This window comes from Deltaproteobacteria bacterium, from assembly GCA_013151915.1.
Classification (GTDB): domain Bacteria; phylum BMS3Abin14; class BMS3Abin14; order BMS3Abin14; family BMS3Abin14; genus BMS3ABIN14.
The window spans coordinates 1-3902 of the sequence record JAADHJ010000034.1 but is presented as its reverse complement, the minus strand read 5'-3'; the positions used below and the strand labels follow the sequence as shown (position 1 = coordinate 3902).

General features: G+C 54.8%; 5 protein-coding genes. All 5 read right to left on the bottom strand.

Going from position 1 to position 3902, the window contains the following annotated elements:
• Positions 1 to 642, bottom strand: a 642-nt coding sequence (locus GXP52_07210; GenBank protein ID NOY87075.1) for a hypothetical protein, incomplete at its 3' end; no start/stop codon positions are given.
• Complete coding sequence (locus tag GXP52_07205; GenBank protein NOY87074.1) at positions 639 to 1919, bottom strand: PEGA domain-containing protein; 1281 nt, start codon at positions 1917 to 1919, stop codon at positions 639 to 641. The genes GXP52_07205 and GXP52_07210, both read right to left, overlap by 4 nt.
• Complete coding sequence (locus tag GXP52_07200) at positions 1891 to 2886, bottom strand: hypothetical protein (protein ID NOY87073.1); 996 nt, start codon at positions 2884 to 2886, stop codon at positions 1891 to 1893. The genes GXP52_07205 and GXP52_07200 overlap by 29 nt, the downstream gene beginning before the upstream one ends.
• Positions 2883 to 3176, bottom strand: coding sequence for a YggU family protein (locus GXP52_07195; GenBank protein ID NOY87072.1), 294 nt, complete (start codon positions 3174 to 3176; stop codon positions 2883 to 2885). The genes GXP52_07200 and GXP52_07195 overlap by 4 nt, the downstream gene beginning before the upstream one ends.
• 318 nt (positions 3177 to 3494) lie before the next feature.
• On the bottom strand, positions 3495 to 3662 hold the full coding sequence (locus GXP52_07190; GenBank protein NOY87071.1) for a hypothetical protein: 168 nt from the start codon (positions 3660 to 3662) through the stop codon (positions 3495 to 3497).
• Positions 3663 to 3902: the final 240 nt, after the last annotated feature.

The following is a 3902-nucleotide window of genomic DNA, read 5'->3' as shown; positions in this document are numbered from 1 at the left end:
TCCCAAAAACACAAAAACCCGGCTGGAAACCGGGTCATAAAGGGCCTTCTGCCGGGTTCTGTAATCAACGAGGGAACACCCGAAGGCGGCGGTGGTCGTCCCCTGGTTCGAATAGATAACCCTCTCAATGCTTTTTGTGCTAAGGGAGCCGCCCAGGACAAGGACCTCATCGTTGTTGACGGCAACGGCCGAGTGGTACATTCGGGGAAAGGCGAGCGTCCCGGCGAAATCGAATCCTCCGGATTCGCTTAACTGCAGGTCAAGGCTGCTCACTACGCCGTCCGCAACGGAGACGGACTGCTGTGTCTTCTCCATGATGACCACGCCGCCGGTAATGGCCTGCACCGTGATGTCGCATCCACCCTTAAGGTCCAGTTTTCCGAGACTCAGGCTGCCGTCATTCCCTGGAGAATCCCAGGTCTGGGAAGTATCCCCGCAATCTACAATGGTTCTGATGGTACCTATGTAGGCAGTACCGACAGGGGCGTCAAGCACCGACATGTCCAGCAGATTCTCCCAATTTTGAGGAAAGGTGATGTTTAAGGATAGCTTCCCCGTCGGGTTCTCTCCGCCACAAGCCGATACAACCATGACGATTGCCACGACGACGAGACGAAACAATGTCCGATGGAACACCGTCACCAGGTTACCTCCACCTGCGTCCCGCCGCCGCGCGTGGAACCGGCGACCACAGCCAGCAGGACAACTCCACCTACAACAAGGTACCACCTGAGGTGACCGGCTGCCCGGGATCCATCCGAAACCTCTTCACCCAGACCTCCGGCTTCAGGCACATTGAGAAAATAGCCCGGGTCGGCTGAGGTTCCACTGCTGCTGTTCCATTCCAATGGTGTGAGCATGGAGAGCAAACGAGTCGACCGGGCCGGGGGCTGTTTTCCGCCGGCCGCGAGGATCCCCTGGGAGACCGGAGAGCCCTCGCTGTTGATGAGGGTCGCCTTTAATTCGTCTTCGTCTATCCATCCGAGGACCACATAATCAACTCCCAGTTTCTGCGCCAGTTGGGCAAGCGAGCCGGTATCTCCCGACATCACCCGATCGGCGAAAAATCTCTCCGGTGGAGCGGTTGGTCCTGCAGGTACGAGATTAAATCTTACCTTTATTGTCTGCCACTCTTCGAGGATAATCTTTTTTCGATCCGCCTCGTATCCCGGCCTTTGAACCTCAATGAAATGCGGACCAGGGGCAAATTCCAGGTTCCGGATCGGGGCCTTACCCATGTCCCGACCGTCAATAACCACCCGGGAAGCCATCGGGTCTCCCTCGACGGAAATCGTCGACCGTGGACCTGAAACAACCCGCCCGCGGGCCTTTTCAAACCGTCCGATAATCTCAGGAGAATACCGATCCTGGGTTAATAAGGCATCAGGTCTGATGGCGGCGGCGGCGATAAAAGCATCGTCAAAATGATCGTCACCCAGTGCCCTCCTGTCCATCCCCGCCAGCAGCAGGCTTTCGAAGAGGGTGTCCGCCTGCAGGGCCGTGTCGGGAAGGGCGGAGATAAGGGGGGTGATTTTTTCCAGCAGGTTCAGTGAGCCGCGAAAATCAAAACGGTAATAGGATGCCCAGGCATCGTCCATAACTTCACGGGACCTACCCCTCAGACCGAGGGCTGCCGCCCGGATGGACTCATCGAGGGCGCTCGTCTCCTCCAGCCAGTCCAGAAGGATCTTATCAGTGACCTTCTCATCCTTCGTCAGAAGCATGGGATCCGCGTTTACCCTGTTAACCGCCTCGGTCCATACTGTTCCAAGGTCGGCGGGAAGGGGAGATGGCGGACCGATGATCGCGATGGTAAAAACCCCGCCGGCGGCGAACAGGGGAGAGGTCTGAAGCAGCAGGAAAACCGGCACGAGCGCTGTTGCGACTATTTTAATGAATAAGCGGAGGTTCCTCATCATTATCCTCATCCTCTGAAAAGCCCGTTTGACTCCCGAAATTTTCCTCATCATCCCAGCGCCTGAGGGTGCGGTAATCTCTGACCCGCCTTCCCACATAGGTATATAGAAACAGCAAGGTTATCAGGGCCCATACCGAAGCCGTGCTGGTTATGACCGGCACCCACATCGCCTTAACTCTGGCGTACTGCCGAAAGCCGTTCAGCAACTCACCAAAGGAAATATTATAGGCGCTGTTAACTGCCTGGGCCATGCTGCCCTTCTCCAAAAACGCCGTGACAAGCCTTGCCACGGCGTCATTCCCGTATCTCCTCATGAGGTATTGAACGAAAAGGTAGCTTTGGGCATAAGCGACCTCCGCCCGGGAGGGATCCTCCGGAAAGCGAACGTTCAGCGACTCAAGTGGAATTGTGTTTTGGGTCACCTCGGCCCAGGAAAGCCGAAGAAGACGGGGAAGTCCCATTTCTCCCGAGATAAAAGTCGCGATGCCTTCGGAAAGCCACCTCGGAAACCGGGCATCCCATTTGTTCTCCGCCTCACCCATGACGAGATGCACTATCTCGTGTTCAAGCAGAGACCAGTATTGCCTCCCCGATTCCCCAAGCGCGCCTGGGGTCATCAAAATAACCACCCCGTAGCGTGGATAGGTAAGGGCGCCCGCCCATTCGGGAGCTGAGGAAGCAGCAGGCTGGAGTGAAACAAACTCCTCCTTGCTGCCCGCGAGAAAAATCGAATACGGCCCCCCCACCGGAAGCCCCAGTAAACCTGAAACCTCTTCCAGAAATTGGGAGGCTTTCATCAGGACATCCTCAGCCAGTTTGGTCGAGCGCCCGCGATACTTGACCTCAACGGGGGGGTCCGACAAAACCTTCCAGGCATCGTCATGCAGAGGTTTTGCAGGGGCAGTTGCCACGGTCAGCTGTAAAACGGCCGCAAGCACCAACAGGATAAGCGGAATACGGATTTTCAATGGAGCCTCTCAGCGATATCGTCCATGGCCAGTCCACTTACATCCAGGACCTTATTCCGGGATTTTTCGCCTGATACGATCCGAATCCTGCTCCGTGCTATTTTAAGCGTTTTTGATACGAGTTTAACCAGAGCGGTATTCGCCGCGCCCTCAACCGGCGGCGAGGTCAACCGTACTACGAGAACGCCGTCTTCCCATCCTTCAATAGCTTCTCTGGATGACCTTGGCTTCACGCGAACGTGGATACGGACGTTGTCCGGACCGCTCTCTTTTTCATGTCGGCGACTCATAGATAATCCTGATGCGAATGGGGGAACATCATGGACGGAGTCCACGGATAAAACCTTAAATCTTGGGGTTAAGGAACGGCGCACCGTGACAGGACGTATTGTTTCACCACAGTGCAGCCGCTTGGAGGCTGCCCTGTGGTGTGACCTTCGATCGGTCACGCCCTTCGATCACGCCATCGGCGTGACTGTGGTAAATTGACTTTAAGGAAGTGCCAGTTATTTCACCATGGTTTCACGTCCAGGTACTCATTTCCAGGATGAACCGACTTTCTTAATATCTGGATCATCCGGGAAATGAGTACCTGGATGTGGAGTGGATCATACCCCACCATTCGTCATCGCGAGCTGTAACCCATGCGAAGCGATCCCATAGCAGCCGGAGGGCGCCGTGACGATCTTTTCAGCTCCGCCCGGGATTGCCGCGTCACTCTCGTCTCCCTCGATGCTCCTCGCAATGACAGCAAAATAATAATTTAAGGTACGCATTATCCGGATGAACCTAATATCTATTCTTTGATAGGGTCGTAAAAAGTCCATTCATGGCTTTTTACTTAACGGAAAGCGAAAAGTGTCATTTTCACTTTCCTTACAAATCAACAATTTGCGATGCAAGTTGTTGATTTGGGCGCCCCAAATGGGCGCCTTGATGACTTTTTACAAAGTCATCATTCTTTGCTGACAAGATACTTGACGTTCTTCGCGTTGGCCATCTCCTCCTCAATGGCC